Here is a 327-nt window from a genome sequence, read left to right on the forward strand (position 1 = left end):
GCGGGCCTGGGTTGCAGCACGGTTTGCACGAGTGCGCTGTGCTATTGAAAACCGGGCCCGCCCGCACGTCCCAACCCAACACTGCCGGATCCCGTATATGGCAAGCAAAGCAACGAGGTGTTGGCTCAGGGCCTGCTGGACAAATACAACGCGTTCAAACCCTGGTACGCAGCGACCGTCACGCCACAGCATATAAGCAGGATGGCACGTCAACCCTTGACCGGGAATGCGGAGCACGATGCGAATATCAAGCTGGCCAGGGAACTGCTCAAGCGCCCCGGGCTGATGCAAGCCCTTGATCGAAACAACGGCACGGGTGCTTTGGAT

The 327-nt window shown here is 59.6% G+C and carries 1 protein-coding gene; it reads left to right on the forward strand.

From position 1 onward, the window contains the following. Positions 1 to 120: 120 nt before the first annotated feature. On the forward strand, positions 121 to 327 hold a 207-nt coding region (locus AC0L3U_RS38890), incomplete at its 3' end, for a hypothetical protein (RefSeq protein WP_473365040.1).

The organism is Bradyrhizobium sp. Kon69 (assembly GCF_055807515.1).